Source organism: Chlamydia trachomatis A/HAR-13 (assembly GCF_000012125.1).
In the GTDB taxonomy this organism is placed as follows: Bacteria; Chlamydiota; Chlamydiia; order Chlamydiales; family Chlamydiaceae; genus Chlamydia; species Chlamydia trachomatis.
In genome coordinates, this window is record NC_007429.1 from 914,088 (window position 1) to 940,720 (window position 26,633).

Consider the following 26,633-nt stretch of genomic DNA (forward strand, 5'->3'; position numbering starts at 1 on the left):
TTTGAATGATTATAGCTATGAGGGAAATGGGTTTTGAAGGAAGCTCTTTCTATTGATTTTATCACTAATGATTTCCTGGGATTCTCTCGTTCAGATAGCTTAGTTCATGCTGTTGAGGCTCGTTATCGGCTTTATTGTAGAGACAAGCCTCATGCGCAGTTAGGTTATGGAGGTTCGCGCGCTATTTTAGGCTCTTCCTCGCTGTTAGATGGGGTAGAGCATCAAATAGCGCACTTTCATGGAGCTCCAGAAGCTCTTATTTTGCCAAGTGGTTTTGTTGCGAATACTGCGATTTGTGCGCATCTATCTTCCGTAGCGGATTATGTGCTATGGGACGAGCAGGTGCATATCTCCGTTTCTTACAATCTATCTGTTTTTTTGTCGGGGTGGCATCAGAGTTTCCGCCATAATGATTTAGATCATCTAGAGTCTTTATTAGAGTCTTGTCAGCAACGTGGTTTTCAACGAGTATTTATCCTCGTCTGTTCTGTTTATTCTTTTAAGGGGTCTTTTGCTCTTTTGGAGCAAATAGTGGCATTGTCTCATCAGTATCACGCTCAGTTGATAGTTGATGAAGCGCATGCTGTGGGATTATTTGGAGACGCTGGGAAGGGATTTTGTGCCTCGTTAGGGTATGAAAATTTCTATTCTGTACTCGTTACCTTCAGTAAAGCTTTGGGATCCGCGGGTGCAGCTTGGTTATCTTCTCGCGATAGGAAGCAGGATTTGATCAAAGAACCTATGGTAAGTCTTTCTACAGGAATACCTCCCTATTTGTTAGTATCTATACAAGTTGCATACGAATTTCTCTCACAAGAAGGAGAACTTGCGAGAACACGATTACGTCGTATTCGTGACTATTTTGCTCAAAAAATCTCTTGGGCAGCAGCTGGATTTGTGCAACCGCTCTCTCTCCCTGGGATCTCTGAGCAGGAATTGTATCAAAAATTAGTTGCCACAGGCATTCGTGTTGGAGTCGCTTGTCCTCCTACAGGTAAAGTACTGCGAGCCAATTTACATGCTTTCAATACCGAACAAGAAGTAGATATTTTGGTTTCGTTGCTTGCCACGGAGCAAGTAACGTATCAGAAGAATGTCGTAACAGGATCTACATCAACAATGCAACGCACTTTAGAGGACAATTTTGCAGCGGCTAATGCCTCTTGAATCTGTTTATTCGCCACGAGGATGTTGCGAGTTTTGATTAGAAATTGATAGTGAAATAAGTCTTTTACTTTGAAATGTCCACAAGGAGATATTTCCATAAGAGAGGCTTGAGAATCCAAATTTTGTTTAATCAGTGTGTGTACACGCTGAGTTTCCTTTAAAGTATAATCCGAGCATTTTCCAAGAAAAATACAGCGGATTAGTCGTGTGAACGGAGGATAGTTACATACTTTTCTCCCTAAGATCTCTTCCTTGTAGAAAGCTGGGAAATCTTGTGCTAAGGCATGAGATATAGTCGAGTTTTGAGGAAGAAATGTTTGGATAAGAACTTCTCCTGGAAGGTGGCTGCGTCCTGAGCGTCCAGTGACTTGAGTAATCAGTTGAAAGACTTGTTCTGCTGCTCGAAAATCTGGGATATATAGACCAGAGTCTCCGCTTAAAACTACAGAAAGAGTCACGGCAGGAAAGTGCATACCTTTTGCAATCATTTGTGTGCCAATAAGAATATCGGCTTTCCCTGTGGCAAATTGTTTAACTAAAGCATCGTGACTTCCGCGGAATCGTGTGGTGTCAGAATCTAGCCGTATAGTGCGGGCTGTTGGGAAGAATTCTCGGAGAAGAGTCTCAATTTTTTCTGTTCCAGCGCCTCGGTATTGAAGTGTCATAGTGCCCAGGCATTGAGGGCATGAGGTAATGGGCTTTGAGAGGCGGGTGTTGCAAAGGTGACACAAGAGAATCCGCTCAGTTTTGTGAAATGTCAGAATCATGTCACAATGAGGACATTTCAAGGTGTACTTACATGATGAGCAGGATACATTAGTATGGAATCCGCGACGATTGAAGAAAATAATGGTCTGTTCTCCTACTTCCAAACGTTGCTCGATGCTCCGAATGACCGTTTGAGAGAAGAAAGGCTTTTTCCGAGTTTTTTCCATCTCCAAGTTCATGTCGATAAGAAAGACTTTAGTAGGAGTAGACGTAGAAGCTCTTTTTGAGAGAACGGAAAGCGTGTATTTCTTAGATAAGGCATTTGTGTAACTTTCTAAACTTGGAGTGGCACTACCTAGGATGACTGTAGCATTGGTCATTTTCCCTCGCATGACAGCCACATCTCGAGCTTGATAAAAAGGAGGCAAATCGCTTTGTTTATAGGCGCTGTCGTGCTCTTCATCCACAATAATGAGTCCTAAGTTTTGTATAGGACAGAAAATGGCGGATCGAGGGCCTATAATGATGTTAATTAGGCCTCGAGACGCCTTGTGCCAGGTCTGTGTACGTTCACTGTCACTTAACTTGTAGTGTAAAACGCCCACTTCGGAACCAAAGTGCATTTTAAAAAAGGAAAGCGTTTGAATGGTTAAAGCTACCTCAGGGACAAGAAGAATCACGCTCTTCCCTAAAGCTCTAGCTTTGCGAATGACTTGCAGATACACTTCAGTTTTCCCGCTCCCTGTCACTCCGAATAGCAGACAGGTTTGAAATTGTTCCGCAACGAGCGATTGCGAGATGGTATTGACTGCATCTAGTTGTTCTTGATTGAGTGTGGGGGGATCTGGGAGGAAATAATGGAGTTGTTCGTCTTGGATTTCTAGATCTGCTGAGTCGACAATGCGAATGAATTTTTGTTTTACTAAGGCATCCAAAGTTTTTGCAGATACCTCTGTTTTTCTCATCAGCTCAGGGGGAGTGAGAGGCTTTGTCGTTTTGAGTAGTTTACGCAGAACAGCGATTTGCTGTGGGTTATCAAGCGTTTTGAGTATTTCTTGTGTACGCTCTGCATTTTGCCCTAAAAATACATTGTTCTGATGCTTAGTTGAGTGCGTTTGCGCGTATACCGTGGGTAGGAACAAGGATACGGCGCTTCCCAGAGGACAAAAGTAATATTGACTGATCCAAAAAATCAAATCGATAAGGTCTTGGGGAAGGGTAATGCCTTCATAACTGATATCTAAAATAGGCTGGATTACATGAACAAAATCAGAAGAACTTTTAATTTTGAGCACAATGGCAATTTTATATTTGTCATTTGTCAGTTTCCTTTGCAGGGGAACCTTAACAACAGATCCTACAGTTACTAGGTTTTCCAATTCAGCAGGAATGCCGTAGTCTAGGATTTTATTGATATTTGCATTGACTATGACTTCTGCATAGAGGCGGAAAGGCTGGTGAGTAGGGTCCATAAATCTCTTTTTAATGCTGAATCTTTTTCATATTGGGAAGAGGAATAAATGGGTATGCAGGTTACTTTATCGTGCAAAACAGGATCGTGATAGTTCACTTGCGAATTTTTATACCTGATTGTTGGTAAGGGCGCCAAACAAAAAGGATGAGGGGAATGACTAAAATCAGACAAAGTTTTTTGGTGAAAAAGAACGAGGCGAGTAGGAAAAATTTTCTGTGAAAGAATTTTAGCTAAGCGATTAAAGAAAAGAATCTCATGTTCCTGAGATTCATGGACAAAAATGCCACATGAGGCCCTTGCAGGTCGTTGAATATAACGTTTTAAAGCAGGATAATTTTCTTTCAGTAGTTCTTCATAAGAGAGTCCAGGGTAAATAGGAACACAGGCCCAGGAGTGTTTGGATTCTTTAGGATGGGAAGGTGGGGGAATAGAAGTTGTAACAGGGTCTTTGGGAGTTTCTACCGGAAGAGCTTGCGGTTCTAAGCCTGGGGGATTAAGAATAGGAGCCGTGGATGGAGATAAGTCCTCGGAAAAGGTAAGAGGTTCTTCTGGAAAATATAGTGGGACCAGTGTAGACGTGGCGGGGTAGGGCTTTTCTGTGTAGCGATTAAAAATTTCTTGAAAAACAGCAAGTGAATGCATGGCGTGTCAACAGGTGCACAGGTTGTAAAGAGAGACATTGTTCCGGAGGGATAAGGTTATCAGCCCAGACGAATTCATTGCAATCCACGCATCATTGTTATCATATTAAAGGCTAGATAAAGCAATTCCTTACAATTAAACAAAGAGAGAAAATTATGAGAAACTGGTTATTAGGGAGCTTGCTCATCGCATGTATGGCGGTCACAGCTCCTTGTTTTGCTGCAAAACGTCGTGCTGCGGGTTCGCAGAAGATCAATAGGGTTGCAGAGACCGGAATTCACTGGATGTCTTATCAAGATGCTTTGAATAAGGCAAAACAGGAAGGAAAGCATGTAGCCGTATTTTTCACAGGATCCGATTGGTGTATTTGGTGTATGAGAATGCAGGATCAGATTTTACAAACAGCTGCATTTTCCGAGTTTGCTAAACAATATTTGTGTATGGTGGAGATAGATTTCCCTCACAACAAAGAACAAACTGCAGAACAAAAAGAGCAGAATCGTCATTTGAAAAGTTTATATTCTGTAGACGGATTCCCTACCCTAGTTTTACTCGATTCCGAAGGTAAAGAAGTCGCAAAAATGGGATTTGAGCCTGGAGGCGGAGAGGCATATGTTTATAGATTAAAGAAAGCATTACATATCTCCTGAGTACGCGCGTAATTCTCTTTTTTAATAAGAGAAAAACGTGTTCCCATTCTCGGATTTCCAAGAAAGAGAAAACGACCCAGTTTTCTCTTTCTATTTTGGAGAAAGCAAGCTGCATATCCTCTCTCTTCAAAATTTCTCAAGTTTGATGTAGCATGATGAGTCTGCTTAAGACTTTAGTGATTGTCGTAAGAAGAAAAATATTGCTACTATTTTTGAGCCAAAGGACGGTTGATGTCTGTAGAAGTTGAATACTTGCAACACGAAGATTATTTGTATAGAACAAGCAAGCTAAAGGAAATCAGAGATTTGGGCATAAATCCTTACCCTTATCAATACACTGATTGTCTTGAAGTACAGGAAATTCGTAATCAGTTTGTAGATAACGAATTAGGAGATAGCGAAGCGGCTTTTCGTAAAGAGACACCTAAGGTGCGTTTTGCCGGACGACTTGTTCTTTTCCGTTCTATGGGGAAAAATTCTTTTGGGCAGATCCTCGATAATGATGCAAAGATTCAAGTGATGTTTAATCGAGATTTTTCTGCAGTGGCAGGGTTAGCCGCGGATGCTGGGATTTCTCCGATTAAATTTATTGAGAAGAAACTTGATCTAGGAGACATCTTGGGTCTCGAAGGGTATCTTTTCTTTACTCACTCAGGAGAATTAACGGTTCTCGTTGAAACGGTAACGTTGTTATGTAAATCCTTAATTTCTTTGCCTGATAAGCATGCAGGATTAGCAGATAAAGAAATTCGCTATCGCAAACGTTGGGCAGATCTGATTTCCTCAGAGGATGTGCGTAAGACTTTCTTAACAAGAAGCCGGATTCTTAAGTTGATTCGTGAGTACATGGATCAGCAGAGCTTTTTAGAGGTGGAAACTCCTATCCTGCAAACCATCTACGGAGGAGCAGAAGCAACTCCTTTTGTTACCACGCTGCAAGCGCTACATGCAGAAATGTTCCTAAGAATTTCTCTAGAGATTGCTTTGAAAAAACTCCTTGTTGGAGGAATGTCCCGAGTTTATGAAATCGGCAAAGTTTTCCGTAACGAAGGAATCGATAGAACGCATAATCCAGAGTTTACCATGATAGAGGCTTATGCGGCTTATTGGGATTACAATGATGTAATGAAATGTGTGGAAAACCTTGTTGAGTATATCGTACGTGCTTTGAATAACGGGGAAACTCAGGTTCAGTATTCACATTTAAAATCAGGACCTCAGGTTGTTGATTTTAAAGCTCCATGGATCCGTATGACGATGAAAGAAAGTATCTCTGTCTATGGCGGCGTCGATGTAGACTTACATGCAGATCATGAATTACGTAAAATTTTAGAAACACAAACATCTCTTCCAGAGAAAACGTATGTTCATGCTTCACGAGGAGAGCTGATCGCTTTGCTATTTGATGAGCTGGTTTGTGATAAGCTCATCGCTCCGCATCACATTACAGATCATCCATTAGAAACAACGCCACTTTGTAAAACATTGCGTTCTGGGGATGAAACTCTGGTAGAACGATTTGAGAGTTTTTGTTTAGGAAAAGAGTTGTGTAATGCTTATTCGGAACTCAATGATCCTTTACAACAACGAAAATTGTTGGAAGAGCAAATGCGTAAAAAGGCTTTAAATCCTGACAGCGAATACCATCCTATAGATGAAGAATTTCTAGAAGCTCTTTGCCAAGGAATGCCTCCTGCAGGAGGATTTGGAATAGGTATCGATCGATTGGTTATGATGTTGACAGACGCCGCATCCATTCGGGATGTCCTGTTTTTCCCTGTTATGCGGCGTATAGAAGCAAAAAAAGATTAAAGTTTTTTCACTTTCATCCCGGTTTTGCCATCTTCAATGGCAAAACCTCGGGATAAGATCTCATCACGTAGACGATCCGCTTCCTGCCAGTTCTTCACTTTTCTAGCAGCCTCTCTTTGCTCCACAAGAAGTAACACCTCTTCTGGAATATCTGGTTGTGAAAAGGGCAAAACTCCAAGCACTTGATCTATCTTTCTTAGTAAGGCGAGAATATGTTGCGCGTCTTGTTTAGAAAATACGGAAGAGTCTGTTTCTGTCTGGATACCAGTATGTTGGTCAATGCTGCTGTTTATTTTCCGAATAAAATCAAATAAAGCGGCTAAAGAAGAGGAGATATTCAGGTCATTCGTCAAAGAAGTAATGAAGGTTTCTAAAAAACTTTGACAAGCAGTAGCTACTTCAGGGTGTATGATGTCATCAGGATACGAAGGATCTTCCAGCCTACAAATAAAGTCTCTTAAGCGTTTAAGTGACTGGCGAGAAGCATGCAATCCTTCTTGAGTAAAATTTAACTGCGTTCTGTAGTGCCCTTGCAGCAAGAGATAACGGACTTCCTCTCCAGAAAATCCTTGGTCCAGCAAATCTCGTAAAGTGAAAAAGTTCCCTAAGCTTTTAGACATTTTCTTCCTATCAACGAGGAGGTGATGAGAATGCAGCCAATAACGCACAAAGGGTTTGTGTGATAAGGATTCGGATTGTGCGATCTCATTTTCATGGTGAGGGAAGATATTATCTACTCCTCCAGCATGAATATCGAGGGATTGCCCAAGAAGGGATATAGACATAATGGAACATTCTAAATGCCATCCCGGGCGTCCTTTCCCAAAAGGACTTTCCCAAAAAATCTCTCCATCGCGATCAGGATCATAAGCTTTCCATAAAACAAAGTCACACAAGTTATCCTTATCATATTCATCTGCATCGATACGTGCGCTATTTCTGAGCTCTTCTAAATTTAAGTGAGATAGAGCTCCATAGTTAGGGAACTGACTGATGGAAAAATAGACAGATTGGTCTTGGCCTATGTAGGCAACCCCTTGATTGATAAGTTGCTGAATAGCTTCAATCATTTGAGGAATGTAGTGGGTGGCATGGGGATAAGCATCCGCTTTCAAGATGTGCAGAGTTTCTAAATCTGCAAAAAAAGCATGAATATAAGGCTGGCAATACTTTTCAAGGGAACAACCTTTTTTACGAGCTCCAGCTAAAGTCTTGTCATCGACATCTGTGATATTCATCACGTGATAAACCGAGTATCCTAAAAAGAGCAGGACTCTTTTCAGTAGATCTTCGAATATATACGTGCGAAAATTCCCTATGTGTGCGTAATCATACACCGTAGGACCGCAGGTATAGAGCTTGACAGGATCGTTAACAGGGAGAAAACGTTCCTTCTCTCTAGATAGGGTGTTATACAGAAATAAATCCATAGCAGTATTCATACGAAAAGGCCTTGTTTTTGTACTGTTAGAGCGAATCCATCCCTTCATGATAAGCAACCTTTTCTCCTTAGTCTATAGAATTTTTCCACAGAGCGGGGATTCAGCATTCCTTGTTAAAGGAATAGAAAATATTCCAAAATCAGAAGCATAGCTATGTCGTTTTCAAGAGTAGAATCTTTGTTTGCTTTTAATGAAAAAAAGAATATACACGAAAAGTGTTCGAAAAGCTGCTTTGGGAGAGGGGTTCTCTGGGTTTTCGATGGTGTCGTTATTTCTAACGAACAAGTAAGGAGTAGGAATTCATGTCTTCTTTACGGATTGCTAGAAGTTGCTCTTTCAAGCAGAAAACTCTTTTGGCTGCCCTAGTTTTCTTTGGACTAGGTGCGTCTCAGGTATGCGCTACTCCTTCTAATTCCAGAGAGATTGCTTGGTATGTAGATTATCAAGAAGCTAGGGACGAGAGTAGAGAGAAAGATTTGCCCATGTTGTTGTTTTTCTCTGGCTCTGATTGGAATGGTAGTTGTATGAAAATCCGTGATGAAGTGCTAAGCTCGTCGGATTTCATCTCAGCTGTTGCTGACCAATTTGTGTGCGTAGTTGTCGATTTCCCTCGTCATACAGAGTTGCGAGATCCTCTCATAAACGAGCAAAATGAAGATTTAAAGAATAGACTGCATGTCAATACCTTCCCTAGTTTGGTATTGTTGTCCCCCGAAGAACGAGCGATTTATAAGATCGAAAGTTTTGGAAATGAAAATGGATCGAATCTAGGAGAGAGCTTGTGCAGAGTCATTGCTAATGACCAGGAACTAGAACAAGTTTTCCCATTCATCCCTACACTATCTTCGGTAGAGTTACGAAAATACTATCAGCTCGCTGAAGAGCTATCGCGAAAAGATTTCATGGCAACAGCTCTTGAGCAGGGGGTGTTGTGCGATGATAGCTTTTTCCTATCCGAGAAGTTTCGGCAGCTCGTTGAAGCGGGTAGAATGGATTCAGAGGAGTGTCGTGCTGTGAAGAATCGGTTGCTAGAATTAGATCCTGAGAATGAGCAGCTCACGCATTTCACAGTGGCTTTAATTGAATTTCAAGAGTTAGCTAAACGTTCTCAAGGGCAGTCGCACGTGAATGTTGCTGAAGTAATCGCACCTTTAGCAGAATATCTTACGCAATTTAGAGAACAGGATAAAGAGAACCAGTGGAGACTTGAGATGATTATTTCTCAATATTATCTCGATGCTGGGCTCCCTAATAGTGCGCTAGAGCACGCAAAGATAGCTTTTGAATCGGCTCCGCAAGATATCCAATCCAGCATTTCCCGTTCGTTAGTGCATATAGAACACCAATCCTAAATATAACTCACAAATCTAGTATTCCTCCCCATTCCATGCCTCTATAGCGTGGAATGGTTTTTTTTAGGATTTCTACCTCAGCATCTGGATGAAGAGGCGAGGGGCAAAGCCTCAGGTATGCGCTGAAGAAGTTCTTCTGATAGTTTCAAAAAATCTGGCTGCGAATTTCCTCTCGGAGAAATAACCGCCTGACAACCCGGAAGATTTGGGCGTACATGTCTAAAAGCCTCTCGCACGATCCGCTTAAAACGATTGCGTTGATGAGCTTTTCCAAATTTCTTTGACACAGTAATTCCTACTTTACGGGTGTTCGAATGACGAGAGGGAACGACCCGTAAAGTCACTTGATCGGCACGACAACAACGTCCATTCCTCTGAACATAAACAAATTGTTTACGTTTCAGTAAACGAGCATTCTTAGGTAAAGTTAACCGACTCACGAATAGAAGATCTTAAAGATCAATTAAGGAATGTCTACCATGACGGCGACGGCGATTCAAAAGATTTCTTCCGCTTTTTGTAGCCATGCGAGCTCTAAATCCTACGGAATTTCTACGTTTTCTCTTACTAGGTTGATAGGTGCGTTTCACAATACTCTCCTAATACTCTTGAAGTCTCTAGGGACTCTGCCCCCAAGAGACTAGGGACGAGTTTAAAGGATCTCACCTAAAAGATCAATACAGGGCAACAATTTTTATGATTTCTTGAGTAAAGAAAGTAGTTCCATTAGTAGATAGAATTCTGAGCAAGTCTCTTATTGTCAAAAAGTGAGGAAAAGGGTAAATTTTGTTCCTCTAGTTGTTAATCCTCCTTTATCCGGGAAGGCTCTTGTTTGCAATTCTGTGTATGGAGCGTGGGCTAGTGCCTTAGGAATGCGTAGAGAGCAGAGATCACTGTAAGAAAACTTTTACGGTTTTTAGTTGTGCTGCGGATTTTATAGCAAAAGGGTACTTCTTGTCCGGTAGGAGGAGGCTGTTTTGCTAGGGGCTCTCATTTCTAAGTATTTTATGTGGTGAGGGTGTAGTAAGAATCAGTCTCTTTTTTAAGAGCCCAAGTAAGGCATATTATGAGAGTTAGTTCATCCATCAAAGCAGACCCCTCAAAAGGTGACAAGCTTGTTCGTCGTAAGGGACGTCTTTATGTTATTAACAAGAAAGATCCCAACCGTAAGCAGCGTCAAGCAGGGCCTGCTCGTAAGAAGTAATATATAGATTTAGGTGAGAACGCATGGCGAAGAAGTCAGCAGTAGCTAGAGAAGTTAAACGTCGAAAGTTAGTAGAAGCTAATTTTCAGAAGAGAGCAGAGCTTCGAAAACTTGCGAAGAGTTTATCTGTTAGCGAGGAAGAAAGAGAAAGAGCTCGGGAAGCTCTCAATAAAATGAGAAGAGATACTTCTCCTTCTCGTTTACATAATAGATGCCTATTAACAGGCCGTCCTCGTGGATACCTTAGAAAGTTTGCTATCTCAAGAATTTGTTTTAGACAAATGGCTTCTATGGGAGATATCCCAGGCGTTGTGAAAGCAAGTTGGTAGGACTTGTGTTGAGCCCCTTGAAAGGGGCTTTTTTTACTCGTCTTTTACTGTTCCTGAAAGTTCCGGTATATTCTTCACCTTTTCCCAGTTAGGCATTCCTTTCTTCCATACCCATAATTCTTGGGGATCGATCCCTTTTTCAGGAGAGTGTTTGCATTCTTTTAAGAATGCGGTCAGCTGTACGATGGAAATAGGACCGACATTAGTATAGTCTTTATTTAAGTAGAACCACTTTTCTGTATCAATCGCAATTTGATTCATTGTATCTGGGATGGAAATAATTTCTGAGTCCTCTAAAGTATTCTGTAAAAGGAATTCTTCGGAATCTTGCTGGTCCATGGAACGATTATCTTGTGTAGAAGAAGGAAGAGGAGGGAGAATTAATAGGAAGATAATGGCAAAAATACCAAAAAACATTCCTGCCAAAAACCAGCCTATTAGATTGCGATTTTTTTTATTAGCTAGGTACGCCGTAAGCATTCCCAGACAGATGTACAGTAAAAAAAAGGTGAATGGGAACATTCCGGAGTTCATGGGAGGGCTGCCTAATTTTAAGTTCGTTGTAAATAATCACATTATTTCTTAGAGCAGCTTTTCTCGCTAAAAAAAAGATCATCATAGTACCTTTTTCTCGAGAAACAAAAACAATCAGGAATTACTTTTGCTTAGGATGAAGAACGACAAGGAAGATTCCAGAGGCAATGCCAAAGAAAAAAGTAAGGAAGAACCAGCGGACAGGACGGCGATGCTTCCTTTTAGCCAGTAAGTATCCTAAGCATCCAGGAATGATGCCTCCTAGAGAATCTCCTAGCTTGATGCTGACTAGTGTCCAAACCATCATTAGCAAGCAGATAAAACAGCTCAGTATATCTATACGATATTGCCTATATTCTATATTTGAATTCATTAAAAAATAATGGGTTCGCTTTCGTTTTTGAAAAAACAATATTAACGAGTAGATGATTTCTTTTCTAAAAAAGCTCCTGTCTACAAGTTAGGGAGCGTTTTTAGAAAGAGAGCAGCTTTGATCTTGTTATTGACTTAGATTGCAGTAACTTTTACCCTCGTCTCCAGTAACTTTCTTGGTAAAAAAATCTTTTGAAAGTGTTGCTGTTAAAAATTTTTTGGCATAGAAATAGAGCTGAATAGAAGAGACAAGATCACGAGAATGAGGCAGCCGAGAGTATGGATAAGCAAAGATTAAAATTAGATGTAAAAGAGATTGAATTCCCAGAAACAGTCTTTAGTCGCGATATAGAGACCCGTGTGATTCAAGTGATCATTCTTCACTGCTTAGCAAAAATCGATGGGGTTTCATTATTAGGCGGGAATCTCATTGACACGCTTTTTGGACGCGATATCGAAAGAATGAAAGGGATCTATGTTGAGCAGGATAGCAAGAATTCTTTGGTAAAGGTTCGAGTTGAAGTGAATGTGGACTACGGAGTTTCTATCCCTGAAAAAACAGAAGAAATCCAAGGCTGTATTGTATCCGAAATCTCCGAATATACGGGATTGCATGTTGCTGCGGTTCATGTTGTCGTCAAAGGATTAACGCATCCAAAAGCCAAGGATGAAGAAGTTCCTGCTATTGAAGTTGTTGAAGAACCTTGTTTAGAGGAATTGCCTTCGGCAGAAGAATACTTAGAAGAAGTTTCTGTGATTCAAACTGAAGAATAAAAGGCTCTGTATAGAGCCTTTTTTTGGTTAGGATCCTCGGTATGTTATTCGGGTTTGGCGCCTTCTTCCTGGATCCGTTGAATGTCTTTTGCTGTGATTCCCTGTACAGTTTTTAACTCTTCTTCCGAAGCGATGAACACACGTTTCCAGCTTTTAAACTTTTGAAGTAGACGTTTTGTTTTCACTTCACCGATTCCAGGGATTTTTTTTGTAGTTAGCACTGCTTTTGCATGTTTTTTACGATAGTGTTGAATCGCGAAACGGTGGGCTTCATCTCGTAATAGCTGAAAGAACTGAAGAATTGCGGATGTGGGATGAAGAAGGATTCCTTGGGGGAAAGTTTCACAAAATAGCTTTTCTTGGCGCAAGCTTTTGCTGTGATTGCCAGATTCCTTGGCGATGGTTACTACGGTAATCCCTGTTAAATTCAGCTCCTCTAAAATGCGTTGCGCTCGTTTAAATTGATTACGTCCACCATCGATTACTATTAAGTTTGGGAGTTCTGTAGTAAGGGATCGGAAACGTCGTGTTAAGACCTCTTCAAAAGCAGCCAAGTCATCGCCATGAGAAGTAATAGAGAAGGTGCGATATTGTTTGGGAGAGAAGAGACCATTTTCGAAAACAATGCACACACCGACATTATGCTCACCTTGTAAGTGTGCATTGTCATAGCACTCAATGCGATATGGATACTGGCTTAAATTAAAGAAATGTTGCAGCTCTTCATAAGGAGGAGTGATAGAATTGAAAGGTTTCGCTTGTTCAGCAGCATTTTTATGAGCAAGAGCAAGAAGCTCTTTTCCGTATTCTGTTTTCGGGCAGCGGATTTTTGGCGGTTCAGCAGTGTTCAGTAGATAGGGGAGCTCTGGACTGTCTAAAGATACAGGAACAAATATTTCCTTGGGGATACGAGGATTTTCTGCATAATATTGCAAAATGAAAGAAGAAAATAAGGCAGAATCTTCCTGAGCATTTTCTGGGAAGATAAAATAACGAGCGCCAAGTAGTTTCCCAGAATAGACGGATAGTACAGAGACAATAGCGAGAGAACCTTTCCTATAAAGGCCTAGTACATCGATATCATATGCTTGAAATTTCTCAACATGCTGTTTTGCCATAGTTTGACGGATCAGGGTGAGAGTGCGATACAAGGCTGCGGCATGTTCAAACTTTTGTTCTTGAGAGGCTTTTTCAATCGCTTTTTCTAAGTTAGATATTGTGGAACGCACATCTCCTTTAAGAAACAGAACGGCTTTGTCCAAAGTTTCCTGGTATTCCGTTTGAGAACATAATCCTACACAAGGAGCTAAGCATCTTTTCATTTCATAGAGGACGCAAGGACGTTGGCGAGTCGAGAATTCTCGATCGGAGCATGTCCTCAAAGGGAACCAGAGGCTAATGACTTCTAGCAGGGCATAGCAGGCTTCAGCACTGACATAAGGCCCGAATAACCACTGTTTTTTTTTACCTGGGGAAAGAGCCCGTGTTCGTATAGCTTCAATTCTAGGCCAAGGATGTTCCAGGGATACAGATAGGCAGAAAAATGTTTTATCGTCTTTGAGAAGGACGTTGTAGCGAGGCTGATATTTTTTGATTAAGTTGTTTTCTAGGAGAATGGCCTCTGTTTCATTTGAAACAACAATCGTGTCTATATCTGTAGTTTTTTTCATTAAAAAAGGGATGCGTTTACGGGAATCGCCTTTCTTTTGAAGATATGAAGAAAGTCGATTCCGTAAATTTTTCGCCTTACCTACGTAAAGAACTGTTCCTTGGGAGTCTTTCATTAGATAGACCCCAGGAGAAGAAGAAACGTCTTTTAAAGAAAAATCCTCTATGCGCACGCAGAAAAATCGTAAACAAAAGAATTAAAACATAACCAGTTGTTGAGCTTTTTCAGGCTCTGGGCGTAGATCTGGGCCTTCGAATTGATGCAAGATCTGCTGTGCTCTTGATACAACGGAAAGAGGAAAACCTGCAAGCTTAGCGACATGAATGCCAAAACTTTTTTTCGAGTGCCCTTTTACGATCTCGTACATGAAAATAGGTTGTCCGCTATTTTCCTTAACCATAGCGTGAAAATTTTCTACATGCTGACAGTGCATTTCTAATTCGGTAAGTTCTTTATAATGGGTAGCGAATAGTGTTTTTGCTTTTTTCCCATCTGTAAACAGAAGGAACTCTACTACAGCTTGGGCAATAGCAAGCCCATCATAAGTACTTGTCCCTCTACCGATTTCATCAAGAATAACCAATGATCTATCTGTTGCATTGTGCAGGATATTTGCCGTTTCTGCCATCTCTACCATAAAGGTAGACATCCCTTTAGAAAGGTTATCTCCAGCGCCAATACGTGTAAAAATTTTATCTACTATACCAATATGAGCAGAACGTGCCGGTATGAAAGATCCCATTTGAGCCATAATGACAAGGAGTGCAATTTGGCGAATATAGGTGGATTTCCCAGCCATATTAGGCCCTGTGAGGAGGATCATTCGTGTTTGGGCACTGTGCATCACTGTGTCATTAGGAATAAAAGTCCCTTTATCTAGTAGGGTCAGGGCGACGGGATGCATTCCTTTGGTAATGGATAAAGCATCGCTATGGTCAACGAGGGGGCGGCGATAATCATATTCTGCAGCTAGTTCTGCCAGAGATACCACATAGTCTAAGTCTGCAACTGCAGTGGAAAGTTTGAGAATGAGATCTCGATGTTCTACGATATAGAAACAAAGCTCCTTAAAGAGCTTGGTTTCTAAAGTTTGTAGCTTATCTTCCACGCTAAATACTTCATCCTGGAATTGTTGAAGTTCTTGCGTAGTGAATCGTTCTGCATGTAGCCGTGATTGCCGACGGATAAATTCCTTGGGAAGTTGGGGAGCTAGGTTGCTAGCCACTTCAATGTAATATCCTAATGCCTGAGCATAACAGACTTTGAGTTTCTTAATGCCTGTTTCATTTCGAATACGTTCTTGGTATTCAAGAATCCAGGATTTAGAATTTTCTTTGATGTTTCTTAGTCGTAGAAGATCTGGATGATAGTGGTTTGCGAAAATATTCCCTTCGGACACTTTTAAAGGAAGTTCTTGGATAAGCTCTGTCGATAACGTTTTTATGAGAGAGCATAGAGGGGGAGCAATCAAAAACTTATTCTCTAAAAATTCGGGTAGAGCACAGTTTTGCAAATTGTCTGCAATGTGTGTACAAGAGAGCAGCGAGTCTCGAAGCGTTCCAATATCTTTCGGAGTAGCCAGACTAGTTGAGATTTTAGTAGCCAGACGTTCTAAGTCTCGTACACAGGACAACTGACGTTTTAAGATTTTTCGAAGATCTGCTTGCTGTAAGAAAAATTCTACACTGTCCTGTCTAAGAGTGATTTCTTTTAAATCATAGAAAGGATTGATTAAGGTATTTCTTAATAAACGACCTCCCATTGGGGTGGAGGTTCGTTCCATAACTTGAAGCAAAGATCCTTTTCTATGCTCACCATGAATAGGAGACAGTAGTTCTAGATTTGTTTGGGAAGCTTTATCAATAAGTAAATGTTTCTGTTGTCCATAAATTTTTGGAATAGAGAGATGGGAAATAGGAAGAAGAAGTTTGTCCTGAATATAAGACAGTAATGCTCCGGCCGCATTAATAGCAGGGACTAGTCCTTGCAATCCAAAACCATCTAAAGAGGAAACTTGAAAACACGTATATAATTTCTTTGTTGCAGACTGATACTCGAAAGCCCAAGAAACGTATTCGGATAGTGTGATACGTAAATGCTGTTGGAGTTGTTTAATAACAGCTTCATTTTTTTGATAAAATTTTGCGTGGCTCAATAACTCTGTAGGAGCCAGCCGACAGATCGCCTCAATAAGGTCCTTGGTATTATCGTATTCAGCAACAAGGAAAGTTCCTATCGACAAGTCTAAACAGGAGAGACCATAGAGAGACCCTACTTGATTGATTGCAAGGACATAGTTATTTGCTTTTTCTGGGAGCAAAGAAGAGGATAAGAGTGCTCCAGGGGTTATCAATCGGTTGATTGTCCGAGGAACGAGGCCTTTGCTCCCTTCAGTATTATCGGCCTGCTCAGCAATGGCTACCTTAAAACCGCGGCTTACTAAACGGTCCACATATCCATCCAGACAAGTTGCTGGGATGCCGCTCATCGGCACATTCTGTCTCTGTGTTAAAGTAATATCTAGATTTTGAGCTAGGATCAAAGCATCGTCAAAAAATGCTTCATAAAACTCTCCAAGGCGAAATAACAATAGACAATCACCAGCTTGCTCTTTGCACTGATGCCATTGCTGCATCATTGGGGTTAGTTTGTGTGTCATAGCTTTATCTAGTATTGCGTGATCGAAAAAATTTTTTATTCGTAGTAGGGGAACAGGCTCTTATGTATCAGAAAACCTTCGAAACGCGAGTGTACAACGGTGTTGAATTTTTGGGGAATACAAGACTTTGGGAAGCAAAATTCTTAAGAGAAAAAGGAATCCATCAGGGAGAAAGAAGCACACATTCCCAAGAAAATTATAGTGCGTTACCATGGCGGATCCTTTATCGCCGAAGAGCGGGCATCGCGTGTAAAAAAAATATTGTACGATGCTTATATTCACGAATAGTGGATCATAAGAGAAGAGCAACAAGAGGATTGGAGCTAGGCTAGTATGTATTACACAGAAGAGAGCTTAGAGACTCTAAAACATAGTATTGATATTGTTAGCGTTTTGGGGGAATACGTACATTTAAAGCGCAGCGGTGCAGATTACAAGGCTTGCTGTCCTTTTCATGATGAGAAAACACCGTCATTTATCGTGTACCCAACTAGAGGCCACTACCATTGTTATGGATGTGGAGAGCATGGTGATACCATTAATTTTCTTATGAAACAGCAGGGATATTCTTTCTCTGAAGCGGTACTTTTCTTAGCGAAAAAGTTTCATGTTGATCTTGTTGTCAGAACTAAAGAGACCTCAGGGCAAGATTCTAAAGATAGTCTTCGGCGTATTAACAGAGAAGCTGAAAGGTTTTTTCAATACTGTTTATTACATTTGCCGGAAGGGGAAGAGGCTTTGGCCTATTTATATAAGCGAGGGTTTTCTCCCGATACGATAGATCGTTTTCAGATTGGTTATGCTCCTGAGCAAAGATTGTTTATTCAAGCGATGGAAGAGCGCAATATTTCTGTGAAGCAGCTAGAGTGGGCTGGGTATCTCGCTAAAGACTGGTTTTTGTTTGCTCAGAGAATCATGTTCCCGATTCAAGATGCTTTAGGCTATACCATTGGATTTTCTTCTCGGAGGTTCAAAGAAGGTGGGCGTGGTGGAAAATATATTAATTCCCCGGAGACCATTTTATTTAAAAAATCTCGGGTATTATACGGGTTACAATTTTCTCGTAAGCGCATCGCTAAAGAGCGGAGAGTGATTTTAGTTGAAGGTCAGGCAGATTGTTTGCAAATGATTGATTTTGGCTTCAACTGTACTTTGGCTGCTCAAGGGACTTCTTTCACAGAGACTCATGTGCATGAGTTAGTTAAATTAGGAGTATCAAAAGCTTATTTATTATTTGATGGGGATGCTGCTGGAGAAAAAGCATCGTTACGTGTTGGGGATCTTTGTCAGGCTGCAGGGATTACTGCTATAGTCTGTCGGCTTCCTTCTGGGCAAGATCCGGATTCTTTTTTAATGCAACGAGGGCCTGAAGAGTTACGAGAGCTTCTCGATAGAGGAGAGGATTATCTTTCCTTTCTAGTTTGGCACAAGATTCATTCTTATGAACAGTTTACTCCAAGAGAAAAAGCTCGAGTAATCGAAGAGGTAATTCAACAGGTGCGTTGTTGGGGAAGTCCTATTACCATTCATGAGTACTTGAGGCAGTTGGCTTCTTTGGTCAAGGTTCCAGAACCTGCTGTTTTGAGCTATCTTTCTTCCATTACGTCTGCTGCTGAAGACAAAGGGAAAAAGGTCTCCGCAAAAGAACCTTCCTCAGAGTCTAAGCAAACTTCTACAGAAGGAAAAATTTCAAAAAAAATTTCTCCGAGGATGATTTTAGAAGCTGACGTGATACGGTGTTTGTTATTTGCTAAGCCCGAAGATGAGTTTGTCCCCGCAACGGTAAAGCAGTATCTTTCTCCGGAAGAGTTTCATTGTGCAGAATATCGAGCTATATTTGTTATGGCTATGAATCACTACAATGATCGGCAAACACTGCCCTCTATGGACGAGATGATGTCTTTAGTTGTTGGTACTGAAGCAATGACTCTTCTTGTTGCCAGACGGATGAATACCGAACTTATGAGAGACATTGTTGTTCAATCGATTCAGAAATTATTGGACAAACATTGGCGAGACAAAAAGCGTAAGCTATGTCATCAGACGGGTAAAGGTTTAGATTCTTTACAAGAGTATGTTCGTCTTTCCGGAGAGAGAGTTAAGGTTTCTTTAGTTTCTTAATTATAAGAATCTTAATCAAGTTTTAACAATATTGCTTATTAGTTTCTTTTGTTATAGAATATTAGATCGTTAGTTCTCAATTTATTGGGTTTTATGAGAAGTCTTCACTTTTTACTAACAGCATTTACTTTCTCCTTGTTTTGTGGAGCAGCTTTGACCGCTTCATCTCCTAAGACATTGAGTTTTGTTGCTGCGGAAGCTGCTGGAGTGGGCGCTGCACGTCCTTCCTCTGTTGCTTCCCTACTAGATTCTGCCCATGAAGTTGCTAAAAGTGCTGGGGTGGGGTACGGCTCTGCCCATATTCTAAATGAACTACAAAATTTACAGAGCCAGGAATTAGAAGGGTTACTCGCTTCTCAAGAAAATATTTAGTTGAGTTTCAAGAGTCTATAGACTGGGAATTTCTTCCCGGTTTTTTTTAATTTAAGCAGCTATTTTTGTTACATTGTGATAGCCTTGATCGCAAAATTCTTATTTTAGTAGAAGAGGAGTTCTCTCATGAGATTCTTGTTAGCTTTATTCTCACTGATACTAGTTCTTCCTGCGACTGAGGCATTCTCAACAGAGGATAAGCAGTGTCAACAAGAAGCAGAGGAAGACTGTAGTCAGGTAGCGGACACCTGCGTATTTTATAGCTATGCAGAGGGTTTAGAACACGCAAGGGACGAAGGGAAACTCACCTTAGTAGTATTGTTAGATACTTCTGGGTATTCCTTCGAGACTCTTGCTGATGCAGCCCATGCTATGGAAAGTTCGTTGCTATCCACATTTGCTGATTTTGTGGTTCTTTCTAGGAGGGAAGCAGTTCCACTGATTTATCCTCCGGTTCCAGATCCTATGGTTGGCGAGATAGCGTTGTTCTTAGAAGCTTTCTCAGATCAAACATTTCCATCACAGCCTGTGATTGTTACCTTAGCTATTGGGGCTTCTTCTGCAGAGATCATGGATATTACCGAGATTCCGTCAATAAATCCTGAATTTGTTGAGTAGTTAAGTCCACCTTTATAAAAAAAGGCCTTCTCTTTGTGAAAAGAGAAGGCTTTCTTTTTGTCTGGAAGAAACTTGTTATTCTTACAGAACATCCCAAGCATAGAAACCGAAACACTTTTGAGCTGCTATCAGCAGAGCAATACGTTGGTTTCGAGTGCTTTCATCATCGCTAGCGACACGCACAGAGTCTAAAAAGAGTTCGGTGCTTTGTGCCAACTCTTTCAATAGATGTAAGTAGTCTTTCGAGCTTATTGGTAAAGCAGTAGTTTCCTCTACAAAACGATCCAGAGCCTGTTTGAATAACAAATCTTCGGCAGATTGTAAGGAAAACATCTGCTCTGTAACGGAGAAGGATAGTGAGGCAAGAATTTTCTTTAGCCTGTTGTGCATTGCAGCAATGGTTTTCAGTATCTGAGTATTCTTCAGTTCTTGGATAGACTGAGCACTTTGAATGATAGTTAAAGGATTTTTAGGGCAGTTATCTGTAAGGACTGTTGCTATAACCTCTTTATCAAATCCTAGTGAGGATAAGATCGTTCTCAACCGTCCCCAAACAAATGTATTGAGTTTGCTTAAGACTGCTTCTGGAGACCATACTGTATTAGGAATAGAGCTCGGGAAGTGTCGAATAAGCCGTGCAAATAAGTCTTCTATATCTACAGAGCTTTGAGTGGTGTAGAGAAGAGTAAGGATTTCCAAAGACTGGCGTCGTAGGGCATAAGGATCATGAGAGGAGGTGGGGAGAAGCCCTAGAATGAAGCAAGAGAGCAGGTTATCTATTCTATCTAAAATACTTAATAAAGCCCCTGTAGTGGAGATGCTGGAACCTAAAGTAATGTGTTGCAGATGTTCTCCAATAGCTAATGCAGCTGCTCGGGATAGAGAAGCATTTTGTAAGTAATATCTTCCCATAATTCCCTGTAGTTCTGGGAATTCATTGACAACCGAAGATACAAGATCTGCTTTGCAGTAATGTATAGCGGTATCAATATCCTCTTTAGCGCATAAGGGGAGGAGTGCATAAGCCTCTTCTAAGTGTAACTTCAAACGAGAAGTTTTATCCGCTAAACTACCTAAGGATTCAAAATAGGTGACAGATTTAAGTTTCTCTACGAATGAGGAAAGAGGGGTAAGCAAATCTTGTTTGAATAAGAAATTCCCATCCGTAAGTCGTGGAGCTAAAGCTTTTTCATTGCCCTCAACGATACTGTCTGTAGGAGAATTATCACACACGATTAAGAATCGATTGGTGATTTCTCCTTGCATATTTTGTGTTGGGAAGTACCGTTGATGCTGAATCATTTCAGCTATTAGTAGTTCTTTAGGAAGAGAACAAAAAGCTGGGTCAAATTGCGCACTAATAACAAACGGATGCTCTGTAAGGAAGACTGTTTCGTCAATGAGGTGTTCAGGAGCAATCGCCACGATTTGATCCCCTGTCAAATTCTGCAGCCCTTGTTTAATGATTGCCCGACGTTCTTTTTGTGACACGATAACACAAGCACTACGCAACGTATCGACATACATGTTGCTGGATGGGATCGTCAATTGACGATTGTCCAGCTGACGATGTCCCCAAGAAGTATTGCCTGATGATACGAATCCTAAAGATATAGGGAGAATTTGATCCCCATATAGCGCAACCAACCAGCGAATAGGGCGAGCATATTCCACGCCACCATTATCCCAGGTCATTTTTTGGGGGAAACGGATAGATCGAATCAATTGAGGGAGCTCATTAACAAGAATGGCTGCAGTTTCTTTGCGTTCTTCTGGAATAACAAGAAATAGGTAATCGGTACCATTGATAGAACGAACACGCCAAATCGCAGAAGGTTGATCCAAAGCACTTCGGTGAGAGATCGATAATCCATGTGAGGAGAAGAATTGTTCTCCTTGAGGAGACACGGAGCCATCTGTCATAAATAATAAGGAAAGAGGGGGGCCTTTTTTCTCAGATTCCGGACGAATCGTTACATGACTAAGACCTTCTATGCACAATGCCAATCGTCGTGGAGTGCCTAATACTTCGAGATGTTTGTAAGCAATGCCATGGTCGGCAAGGAGTTTCTTTGCGAGCGATTCGAGTTGTTGAATTCCAGTAGGGACAAAGGTCGCTGGCAACTCCTCGCTTCCAATTTCGAGCAGAAAGTCTTCTGGCTGGCAAATTGTTGGGATTTTCTTTGGTGTTACTGTTGGTGTGGAAGGAGGAGTTTTAAGGAGAGGAAACCCTAATGACTCCCGCCATGCCACATACTTATCTGCAGCAGCTCGTGCTAGTTGCCGTATCTTGGCAATATACCGCGTGCGTTCTGTCACAGAAATTACCCCTCGGGAATCTAGCATATTAAAGGCATGGGAAGCTTTGATGACGAAATCATATGCTGGGAGAGGGAGGCCTTGGTCTAGAGTTGCCAATGCTTCTGCAGAGAAGTCATCAAAATGTTTCAACCACATGGTAGTGTTGGCAGTCTCAAAATTGTATTGGCTCCAGGCCTGTTCTGCATACTGTGTGATGTCTCCATAAGTAAGAGAATCATTCCACATCACATCGTAGACGGAGTTCTTTTTCTGAAGATATATAGCGATTCGCTCAACACCATAAGTAATTTCGCCGCTAATTGCATCTAAAGGTTTACTTCCTACAGCTTGGAAGTAGGTCAGTTGTGTAATTTCCATACCATTTAACCATACTTCCCAGCCTAGCCCCCAAGCTCCAATAGTAGGATTTTCCCAGTCATCGTGAACGAAACGGATGTCATGATCTACTAAATTTAATCCGATGACTTTGAGAGATTCTAAGTAAAGGGAAAGAAAATTTTCAGGGACAGGTTTGAGGATCACCTGTAACTGGTGGTACTTTTGTAATCGATTAGGGTGTTGTCCATAACGACCATCTTGCGGGCGCCGAGAAGGTTCGATATAAGCTGTTCTAAAAGGTTCTGGGCCTAAAGATTGCAGAAAGGTTGCTGGGTTAAATGTCCCGGCTCCAACTTCTAAATCATATCCTTGATGAATGATGCAGCCTTGTTCGCTCCAAAAGTTTAGAATAGCTGCCATCATGGCTTGAAGAGTTAAAGGTTGTGAGGACATAAAAACTCCTGGATATCTGAGAAAAAGAAGAGCCTTACGGACACGGAATACGGCTTGAAATAGGAGCCGGGCTCTGCAGAACAAGGATTAAGAAATCCTTGATATTCCTAGAGGAACATACTAGTGGAAGCTGTATTAATTGAACAAGGCGAGAAATGCCCTGTTTATAAGAGAAATCGATATTGCAATAGAGAGAACTAGTGCTAAGTTTTTTGAAAAAGGATTTAGAATGTATTTATTCCAAATATAGATGGGAAAGACTGGCGATAAATTCTAGAAATGCTAAGAATGAGAGAACTAAGAAAGTGAGCAGTCACGAGAGGGATTTTTGCCGTTTTTACAGAGAGGAGGAGAGAAGGAGCCGGATAGATCATAACATGTGGCGCTGACTTTTTCAAAAAGAAAATATCTGGTGTAAAGCACTAGACTTGGGAATTCAAAAAAGATTTCTTGGGGAACAGATGAGAGTGAGCTTACCAAACTTCCTGACAGTTTTTCGTCTATTTATCACACCGATTTTTATGATTCTTTACTTAAAAGGTCGGTGGTTCGGGTTGTCTGCCGCATTCCTGCCTTATGTTCTCCTCTTTTTGCTGATCATTACGGAAATCACGGATGCTGTAGATGGATATATTGCGAGAAAGTTTTCCCAGGTAACAGATCTGGGAAAACTTCTAGATCCCATGGCTGATAGTGTATACCGTATTTCGCTGTACCTCACGTTCACACAACCTCCCGTGAATCTTCCTCTCATACTTGTGTTTATTTTCTTAGCTCGAGATTCCGTTATTAGCACTTTGCGTACGCTATGCGCTAGTAGGGGACAAGTATTAGCTGCTAGGATGAGTGGGAAGTTAAAAGCTATTCTTCAAGCTATTAGCTTCTTTTTCATCATTTTCTCGATGTTCCTTTGTGCAAAAGGCATTATCTCCACAGACGATTTAGAGTTTTTCTCAACAGTGATAGTGTCTTTAGTAGCCTTTTATTCTATTTGCTCTGGAGTTGAGTATATTTGGGTGAATAAAAGTCACTTATTACAGAAAAATGACTCGCCGGATGGCGAGTCATAGGGAAGTTTATTGTTTATAAATTTCTAAATATTTATTGGCGGCAGTTTCTAGGTCTGAAGAAAAATCTAGACAAGCACGTACAATATGTTGCCACTTGTCGTGGTTGGTACGGTAGGTTGTCACTGCTTCCGAAAGCATGTTTCGGAATTCATAGAAGTCATGCGGATTAAAGAAGGAAAATCCATTGATTCCATTTGCTACAGTATCTGCTAGTCCTCCTGTAGCTCTTACTAACGGTACAGTCCCGTAACGCATTCCAATCATTTGTGTGAGTCCACATGGTTCAAACATAGAAGGAATGCAGATCATATCTGCAGCGGCGAAAATTTGTCGTGCCAGCACATCACTATAAGTCAAAAGAATCCTTACATTAGGGGAATTCGCTAATGATTCTTGAAGATTTGCAAATTCTTCATGCAATTGATTCCCGTAGCAGGTACCTATAATAATGAGCGTGTAAGCGTTTTCTAGTGCATGGAGAATGGCCTGTTTCATAAAGTGAGGACCTTTCTGCTCAGCAATTCTAGAAATAATGCACACGCAAGGAGAGTGTTCTAAAGAGAGGCCTAATATTTCGTACAAGGCTTTTTTATTCTTGGCTTTAGCTTCAAAAAAAATTGAAGGGGTCTCGAAAAGCTCTTTAGTGTAGTTTTTCGCTAGATTGGGATCCGTTTCAGGCCCCCAAATTGTCGTGTCGATTCCATTTAAAATCCCGCGGAGATGATGTTGTCTAGCAGTAATGGCATCGTGAATTTCGTAATCGGAATAATCTTCAAGAATTTCTTTGGCGTATGTAGGAGAAACCGTAGTCACGAAATCTGAACAGTATAAAGCTCCTTTTAGCAACACACAAGTTTGTGGATCGCGAAATAGTTGGTACTGGCTGATATAAAATTCATTCAAAGAGGAGGCTTCTAATATTTCTCGTGTTGTATAGCCTCGATAACCAAAATTATGTAGGGTAAGAACAATCTTTTGTAATTGAGAGCAGGGCTGTTGTTTGAGTAGTCCAGCAACTAATCCTGTATGCCAATCGTGTAAATGAACGATATTGGCTCCTTCTTTTTGGATGTAGGAGGCCGCAGCAGCAGAAAAAGCGCAAAAACGGAAGGCATCATCGCTTGTGTAGATTGTTTCCGCATTCTCGAATAACTCTGGCTGTGTGTCGAGTTTGAATAGAGTTACTTTAATTCCTTCATAAAAGTAGGAGAAAGCAGTTGCTTCTTGCTCTCCAGCAAAAAAATAAGATAATTTTTGGATCGAGCAAAGATCTTGTTCTTTGGGCAAAGTAAATAATTTAGGGTATAAAGGGATTACCACTTCCGTTGTGTGATTAGCGGCTAAAGCTTTTGCTAGTCCGTATAGCGCGTCTCCCAGGCCTCCGGCTTTGATTACCGGAGCAAATTCGATAGCTGTGTGAATAATTTTCATTAGCAAGCTTTTCGTTTCGTTAATTAAATAAAACTCATTAATTATTTCTTTTAACAAAAATAATCAAGATGTTTTTGTTATATTTAATTACTTTTATTTAATGGATAGTTTCTGCTCATAGAAGGTCGTTGTGGTGGTAAGATGCCCCTTAAATGTAAAAAACTTTGATTTTTGAGAAATTTCTCTACCGATAAAAAGGTTTTGTGAGGTACACTCGGTCTCTTCCATTGGGGTGTGGCCAAGCGGTAAGGCAGCGGTTTTTGGTACCGCGCATCGGAGGTTCGAATCCTTCCACCCCAGAGTTGTCTTTTATTCCCCCTTAGGTCTAGTTTAATGTGAATCTCTTATTGAATAGGAGAGATTTTCGATTGGGGCTATCTAAGGGAACAGAAGGCTTGATAATAATCAGAGGCTGCAAGTACCATGGTAGACGCTTGCTTGGAGAGGATTTCTTCGTATGTGCCATTTTAAGGCCGTCTGGTATAGCGCGTAGGACCGTTCATCCGGTTGAGGGAAAAGAAGCCCCTAAGGCCATTCAAAGGCCTTTTAGCTCAAGGTAATGGAGAATAGCATTTTATGGAACTCGTAGTTCAAAGTCGTGAGACTGATAAGAAGTCTGTTATTAAGAAAATTCGTCAGCAAGGTGGAATTCCTGCTGTTCTTTATTCCGGGGGAAAAAGCTTAGCTAATATCGTTGTAGATGCGCGAGTTTTCAGTAAGTTTCTTTCTACTTTGGAAAGCGGGGCTTTAGCTTCTACTGTGTTCACGCTTTCTTATGAAGGACGAGAAATCAAAGCTTTAGTCAAAGATATTCAGTACCATGTAACGACTTATGATGTAATTCATCTCGATTTTGAAGAATTAGTGGATGGTCGCGACGTTCGGTTGAATATTCCTATTCGTTACATCAACACGGTAGATTGTGTTGGGGTAAAATTAGGAGGATCTTTAAGACAAGTGATTCGTTGCATCCGAGTTGTTTGTAAGCCAAAAGATATTGTTCCATTTTTGGAGTTGGATGTTCAGTCCTTAGGGCTTTCTCAAACCCTAAAACTATCGGATATTTGTATTCCTGAAGGAATTAGACCTGTCACTTCTCTTAAAGAAGTTGCTGTAACGGTAGCACGACGATAAGATTAT

The 26,633-nt window shown here is 40.9% G+C and carries 24 protein-coding genes and 1 tRNA gene; 14 read left to right on the forward strand and 11 right to left on the reverse strand.

Going from position 1 to position 26,633, the window contains the following annotated elements; all coding sequences use genetic code 11:
- Nucleotides 1-33 precede the first annotated feature (33 nt).
- Nucleotides 34-1,167, forward strand: a complete 1,134-nt coding sequence (locus CTA_RS04250; RefSeq protein ID WP_010725340.1) for an aminotransferase class I/II-fold pyridoxal phosphate-dependent enzyme — start codon at nucleotides 34-36, stop codon at nucleotides 1,165-1,167.
- On the opposite strand, the gene priA is transcribed toward CTA_RS04250, so the two are convergent.
- Nucleotides 1,086-3,347 (reverse strand): primosomal protein N', encoded by a 2,262-nt coding sequence (gene priA, locus CTA_RS04255; RefSeq protein ID WP_009872158.1) that lies wholly within the window; start codon nucleotides 3,345-3,347, stop codon nucleotides 1,086-1,088. The two genes, CTA_RS04250 and priA, sit on opposite strands and share 82 nt — an antisense overlap.
- Entirely contained in the window at nucleotides 3,302-3,991 is a 690-nt protein-coding gene (locus tag CTA_RS04260; protein WP_011324864.1) for a hypothetical protein, read from the reverse strand. Before CTA_RS04260 ends, priA begins: the two co-directional genes overlap by 46 nt.
- Before the next feature lie 155 nt (nucleotides 3,992-4,146).
- Between CTA_RS04260 and dsbH the strand changes: the two genes are divergently transcribed.
- Both dsbH and lysS read left to right on the forward strand, forming a co-directional pair.
- Nucleotides 4,147-4,641: a disulfide reductase DsbH gene (dsbH, locus tag CTA_RS04265; RefSeq protein ID WP_009872160.1), complete on the forward strand. Its 495-nt coding sequence runs from the start codon at nucleotides 4,147-4,149 to the stop codon at nucleotides 4,639-4,641.
- Between the two features lie 231 nt (nucleotides 4,642-4,872).
- Nucleotides 4,873-6,453 carry a lysine--tRNA ligase gene (gene lysS / locus CTA_RS04270; RefSeq protein ID WP_010725342.1) on the forward strand — a complete coding sequence of 527 codons (1,581 nt, stop codon included), beginning with the start codon at nucleotides 4,873-4,875 and terminating at the stop codon, nucleotides 6,451-6,453.
- Here the strand turns inward: lysS and cysS are convergent.
- Nucleotides 6,450-7,943, reverse strand: coding sequence for a cysteine--tRNA ligase (cysS, locus tag CTA_RS04275; RefSeq protein WP_011324865.1), 1,494 nt, complete (start codon nucleotides 7,941-7,943; stop codon nucleotides 6,450-6,452). The genes lysS and cysS overlap by 4 nt on opposite strands.
- A gap of 254 nt (nucleotides 7,944-8,197) precedes the next feature.
- Between cysS and CTA_RS04280 the strand changes: the two genes are divergently transcribed.
- Complete coding sequence (locus CTA_RS04280; RefSeq protein ID WP_011324866.1) at nucleotides 8,198-9,247, forward strand: thioredoxin family protein; 1,050 nt, start codon at nucleotides 8,198-8,200, stop codon at nucleotides 9,245-9,247.
- A 77-nt stretch (nucleotides 9,248-9,324) separates the two neighbouring features.
- Here CTA_RS04280 and rnpA read toward each other — a convergent pair whose 3' ends face one another.
- Both rnpA and rpmH read right to left on the reverse strand, forming a co-directional pair.
- Nucleotides 9,325-9,687, reverse strand: coding sequence for a ribonuclease P protein component (gene rnpA, locus CTA_RS04285; RefSeq protein WP_011324867.1), 363 nt, complete (start codon nucleotides 9,685-9,687; stop codon nucleotides 9,325-9,327).
- Nucleotides 9,688-9,699: 12 nt separating this feature from the next.
- Entirely contained in the window at nucleotides 9,700-9,837 is a 138-nt protein-coding gene (rpmH, locus tag CTA_RS04290; protein WP_010725344.1) for a 50S ribosomal protein L34, read from the reverse strand.
- A 476-nt stretch (nucleotides 9,838-10,313) separates the two neighbouring features.
- Here rpmH and rpmJ point away from each other — a divergent pair, with 476 nt between their 5' ends.
- Both rpmJ and rpsN read left to right on the forward strand, forming a co-directional pair.
- On the forward strand, nucleotides 10,314-10,451 hold the full coding sequence (rpmJ, locus tag CTA_RS04295; protein ID WP_009872166.1) for a 50S ribosomal protein L36: 138 nt from the start codon (nucleotides 10,314-10,316) through the stop codon (nucleotides 10,449-10,451).
- A gap of 23 nt (nucleotides 10,452-10,474) precedes the next feature.
- Complete coding sequence (gene rpsN / locus CTA_RS04300; RefSeq protein ID WP_009872167.1) at nucleotides 10,475-10,780, forward strand: 30S ribosomal protein S14; 306 nt, start codon at nucleotides 10,475-10,477, stop codon at nucleotides 10,778-10,780.
- Nucleotides 10,781-10,813: 33 nt separating this feature from the next.
- Here the strand turns inward: rpsN and CTA_RS04305 are convergent, their stop codons facing one another.
- The gene (locus tag CTA_RS04305) at nucleotides 10,814-11,314 is read right to left on the reverse strand and encodes a DUF4339 domain-containing protein (RefSeq protein WP_010725345.1); all 501 of its coding nucleotides are present in this window, start codon (nucleotides 11,312-11,314) and stop codon (nucleotides 10,814-10,816) included.
- A gap of 121 nt (nucleotides 11,315-11,435) precedes the next feature.
- Entirely contained in the window at nucleotides 11,436-11,687 is a 252-nt protein-coding gene (locus tag CTA_RS04310) for a hypothetical protein (RefSeq protein WP_009873404.1), read from the reverse strand.
- A gap of 278 nt (nucleotides 11,688-11,965) precedes the next feature.
- Here CTA_RS04310 and CTA_RS04315 point away from each other — a divergent pair, with 278 nt between their 5' ends.
- Nucleotides 11,966-12,460, forward strand: a complete 495-nt coding sequence (locus tag CTA_RS04315) for an Asp23/Gls24 family envelope stress response protein (protein WP_009872171.1) — start codon at nucleotides 11,966-11,968, stop codon at nucleotides 12,458-12,460.
- 44 nt (nucleotides 12,461-12,504) lie between these two features.
- Here CTA_RS04315 and uvrC read toward each other — a convergent pair whose 3' ends face one another.
- Nucleotides 12,505-14,301, reverse strand: coding sequence for an excinuclease ABC subunit UvrC (gene uvrC, locus CTA_RS04320; protein ID WP_010725346.1), 1,797 nt, complete (start codon nucleotides 14,299-14,301; stop codon nucleotides 12,505-12,507).
- Between the two features lie 24 nt (nucleotides 14,302-14,325).
- Nucleotides 14,326-16,788 carry a DNA mismatch repair protein MutS gene (gene mutS, locus CTA_RS04325; protein ID WP_011324868.1) on the reverse strand — a complete coding sequence of 821 codons (2,463 nt, stop codon included), beginning with the start codon at nucleotides 16,786-16,788 and terminating at the stop codon, nucleotides 14,326-14,328.
- A 62-nt stretch (nucleotides 16,789-16,850) separates the two neighbouring features.
- On the opposite strand from mutS, the gene CTA_RS04330 reads away from it, so the two are divergent.
- The 4 genes from CTA_RS04330 to CTA_RS04345 all read left to right on the forward strand — a co-directional run bounded on the left by CTA_RS04330 (nucleotide 16,851) and on the right by CTA_RS04345 (nucleotide 19,899).
- On the forward strand, nucleotides 16,851-17,120 hold the full coding sequence (locus CTA_RS04330) for a hypothetical protein (RefSeq protein ID WP_009872174.1): 270 nt from the start codon (nucleotides 16,851-16,853) through the stop codon (nucleotides 17,118-17,120).
- 1 nt (nucleotide 17,121) lies between these two features.
- On the forward strand, nucleotides 17,122-18,909 hold the full coding sequence (dnaG, locus tag CTA_RS04335) for a DNA primase (protein WP_011324869.1): 1,788 nt from the start codon (nucleotides 17,122-17,124) through the stop codon (nucleotides 18,907-18,909).
- Between the two features lie 84 nt (nucleotides 18,910-18,993).
- Nucleotides 18,994-19,281, forward strand: coding sequence for a hypothetical protein (locus CTA_RS04340; protein ID WP_010725348.1), 288 nt, complete (start codon nucleotides 18,994-18,996; stop codon nucleotides 19,279-19,281).
- Between the two features lie 126 nt (nucleotides 19,282-19,407).
- Nucleotides 19,408-19,899, forward strand: a complete 492-nt coding sequence (locus CTA_RS04345) for a hypothetical protein (protein WP_009872177.1) — start codon at nucleotides 19,408-19,410, stop codon at nucleotides 19,897-19,899.
- An 81-nt stretch (nucleotides 19,900-19,980) separates the two neighbouring features.
- Here the strand turns inward: CTA_RS04345 and CTA_RS04350 are convergent, their stop codons facing one another.
- Nucleotides 19,981-22,992 carry a glycine--tRNA ligase gene (locus CTA_RS04350; RefSeq protein WP_011324870.1) on the reverse strand — a complete coding sequence of 1,004 codons (3,012 nt, stop codon included), beginning with the start codon at nucleotides 22,990-22,992 and terminating at the stop codon, nucleotides 19,981-19,983.
- 461 nt (nucleotides 22,993-23,453) lie between these two features.
- Here CTA_RS04350 and pgsA point away from each other — a divergent pair, with 461 nt between their 5' ends.
- Nucleotides 23,454-24,062 (forward strand): CDP-diacylglycerol--glycerol-3-phosphate 3-phosphatidyltransferase, encoded by a 609-nt coding sequence (gene pgsA, locus CTA_RS04355; RefSeq protein WP_009872179.1) that lies wholly within the window; start codon nucleotides 23,454-23,456, stop codon nucleotides 24,060-24,062.
- A 6-nt stretch (nucleotides 24,063-24,068) separates the two neighbouring features.
- On the opposite strand, the gene glgA is transcribed toward pgsA, so the two are convergent.
- On the reverse strand, nucleotides 24,069-25,493 hold the full coding sequence (gene glgA, locus CTA_RS04360; protein ID WP_011324871.1) for a glycogen synthase GlgA: 1,425 nt from the start codon (nucleotides 25,491-25,493) through the stop codon (nucleotides 24,069-24,071).
- Nucleotides 25,494-25,721: 228 nt separating this feature from the next.
- On the opposite strand from glgA, the gene CTA_RS04365 reads away from it, so the two are divergent.
- Nucleotides 25,722-25,793: transfer RNA gene (locus tag CTA_RS04365), tRNA-Gln, on the forward strand.
- A gap of 276 nt (nucleotides 25,794-26,069) precedes the next feature.
- A complete protein-coding gene (locus CTA_RS04370; RefSeq protein WP_011324872.1) occupies nucleotides 26,070-26,627 on the forward strand; it encodes a 50S ribosomal protein L25/general stress protein Ctc in 558 nt (185 codons plus the stop codon).
- Nucleotides 26,628-26,633: the final 6 nt, after the last annotated feature.

What these genes read in the sequence shown, in the direction of transcription:
- CTA_RS04310 (WP_009873404.1), bottom strand. Translation starts at nt 11,687, where the DNA reads ATGAATTCAAATATAGAATATAGGCAATATCGTATAGATATACTGAGC.
- CTA_RS04370 (WP_011324872.1), top strand. Translation starts at nt 26,070, where the DNA reads ATGGAACTCGTAGTTCAAAGTCGTGAGACTGATAAGAAGTCTGTTATT.
- dsbH (WP_009872160.1), top strand. Translation starts at nt 4,147, where the DNA reads ATGAGAAACTGGTTATTAGGGAGCTTGCTCATCGCATGTATGGCGGTC.
- CTA_RS04350 (WP_011324870.1), bottom strand. Translation starts at nt 22,992, where the DNA reads ATGTCCTCACAACCTTTAACTCTTCAAGCCATGATGGCAGCTATTCTA.
- CTA_RS04305 (WP_010725345.1), bottom strand. Translation starts at nt 11,314, where the DNA reads ATGAACTCCGGAATGTTCCCATTCACCTTTTTTTTACTGTACATCTGT.
- lysS (WP_010725342.1), top strand. Translation starts at nt 4,873, where the DNA reads ATGTCTGTAGAAGTTGAATACTTGCAACACGAAGATTATTTGTATAGA.
- priA (WP_009872158.1), bottom strand. Translation starts at nt 3,347, where the DNA reads ATGGACCCTACTCACCAGCCTTTCCGCCTCTATGCAGAAGTCATAGTC.
- CTA_RS04280 (WP_011324866.1), top strand. Translation starts at nt 8,198, where the DNA reads ATGTCTTCTTTACGGATTGCTAGAAGTTGCTCTTTCAAGCAGAAAACT.
- CTA_RS04330 (WP_009872174.1), top strand. Translation starts at nt 16,851, where the DNA reads ATGTATCAGAAAACCTTCGAAACGCGAGTGTACAACGGTGTTGAATTT.
- CTA_RS04315 (WP_009872171.1), top strand. Translation starts at nt 11,966, where the DNA reads ATGGATAAGCAAAGATTAAAATTAGATGTAAAAGAGATTGAATTCCCA.
- dnaG (WP_011324869.1), top strand. Translation starts at nt 17,122, where the DNA reads ATGTATTACACAGAAGAGAGCTTAGAGACTCTAAAACATAGTATTGAT.
- CTA_RS04345 (WP_009872177.1), top strand. Translation starts at nt 19,408, where the DNA reads ATGAGATTCTTGTTAGCTTTATTCTCACTGATACTAGTTCTTCCTGCG.
- cysS (WP_011324865.1), bottom strand. Translation starts at nt 7,943, where the DNA reads ATGAAGGGATGGATTCGCTCTAACAGTACAAAAACAAGGCCTTTTCGT.
- glgA (WP_011324871.1), bottom strand. Translation starts at nt 25,493, where the DNA reads ATGAAAATTATTCACACAGCTATCGAATTTGCTCCGGTAATCAAAGCC.
- CTA_RS04260 (WP_011324864.1), bottom strand. Translation starts at nt 3,991, where the DNA reads ATGCATTCACTTGCTGTTTTTCAAGAAATTTTTAATCGCTACACAGAA.
- mutS (WP_011324868.1), bottom strand. Translation starts at nt 16,788, where the DNA reads ATGACACACAAACTAACCCCAATGATGCAGCAATGGCATCAGTGCAAA.
- rpmJ (WP_009872166.1), top strand. Translation starts at nt 10,314, where the DNA reads ATGAGAGTTAGTTCATCCATCAAAGCAGACCCCTCAAAAGGTGACAAG.
- rpsN (WP_009872167.1), top strand. Translation starts at nt 10,475, where the DNA reads ATGGCGAAGAAGTCAGCAGTAGCTAGAGAAGTTAAACGTCGAAAGTTA.
- pgsA (WP_009872179.1), top strand. Translation starts at nt 23,454, where the DNA reads ATGAGAGTGAGCTTACCAAACTTCCTGACAGTTTTTCGTCTATTTATC.